Annotated in this window: 1 protein-coding gene and 2 pseudogenes; 2 read left to right on the top strand and 1 reads right to left on the bottom strand. The window is 41.3% G+C overall.

The genetic code is table 11. From position 1 onward, the window contains the following. Together CS060_RS13945 and CS060_RS13940 are read left to right on the top strand one after the other, a co-directional pair. Positions 1-419 (top strand): RpnC/YadD family protein (locus CS060_RS13945; protein ID WP_503413719.1); only part of this gene is annotated, 419 nt, incomplete at its 5' end. 62 nt (positions 420-481) lie between these two features. Next, positions 482-739 (top strand): annotated as a pseudogene (locus CS060_RS13940) (restriction endonuclease); the annotation flags it as partial. Positions 740-920: 181 nt separating this feature from the next. Here the strand turns inward: CS060_RS13940 and CS060_RS13935 are convergent. Further along, positions 921-1090 (bottom strand): annotated as a pseudogene (locus CS060_RS13935) (IS701 family transposase); the annotation flags it as partial.

Genomic DNA, 1090 nt, shown 5'->3' with positions numbered 1-1090 from the left:
TCGCCGCTGCGTTGTTAAGCAAAATGGGGTATACTGAAAGTGAACGGGTAGAACTGAAAAAACAATTTTTACGCATGATCGTACGCATGGAATTAGACGAAGCAAAGCAGCGATTATTAATCGGCTTTTTTGAAACATATGTCAAACTGTCAGACGAAGAAGAACAACAATTGCGAAACGAGGTGAACGAGATGGAAACGAAAGAAAAGGAAAAAGTGCTTGAATTGTTAATCTCGTATGAACAAAAGGGAATACAAAAAGGAATACAAAAGGGAAAAAAGGAAGGATTGGAAGAAGGATTTAAACAAGGAATGAAACATCTTGTTCGCAATATGTCGAAAAAAGGAATGACACCAAAAGAAATCGCCGCCCTTGTGGATCTTACGGAAGAAGAAGTACATCATTTGCTTGAAAGTTGAGAAAAATTTGGTGTGATGCCACACCTCGAAGCATGCGCGCGGTGCCTGTCACGCCTCGAAGAATGAATTGGTTTAAAATCGACACGCCAATTGGGGCGTACCATCCCGATTGGGCGCTTGTCGTCGACAAAGATGGCGAAGAAAAGCTATACTTTGTGCTCGAAACAAAAGGCACCAACTGGGAAGGCGGGCTCCGTCCAGAAGAAGCAGCAAAAATCGACTTCGCCCGCAAACACTTACAAGCGATTCATACAAACGTCGAATTCATCGGACCAGAGAAAGATGTAAATGAATTTATGCTCCGAACAATGAATCGATAGAACCGATTAGACAGGAGTTGATAAAACTTCTGTCCTTTATTCAGCGAATCCACCAGAAACCAGAACAAACGATCGATCGTTTGTGTGTTCAGTTGTAAATCTTTAATTCAACTTATATACTGTAGTTGAGTAATTTCTGTAACAATAATTACCATATGAAAAGAGACAAACAGGGTACCCCTTATGCCACGTGGAGCTGTTTTTTCACGGCATCAATGGGAATATTTTGTTTTGCTGCGCTGTAGATAAATTCTACAAGACGATGTGCTTTGTTCGTTCGGAGAAAGTCAAGCCCCGTAGAGAAATCACCGTTGGACTCGAACATACTGTACACATAAGTCAGTTGTACCA

The organism is Anoxybacillus flavithermus (assembly GCF_002742685.1).
GTDB classification, from domain to species: Bacteria; Bacillota; Bacilli; order Bacillales; family Anoxybacillaceae; genus Anoxybacillus; species Anoxybacillus flavithermus_E.
The sequence above is the reverse complement of the archived record's forward strand: the minus strand, read 5'-3'. Positions and strand labels throughout refer to the sequence as shown.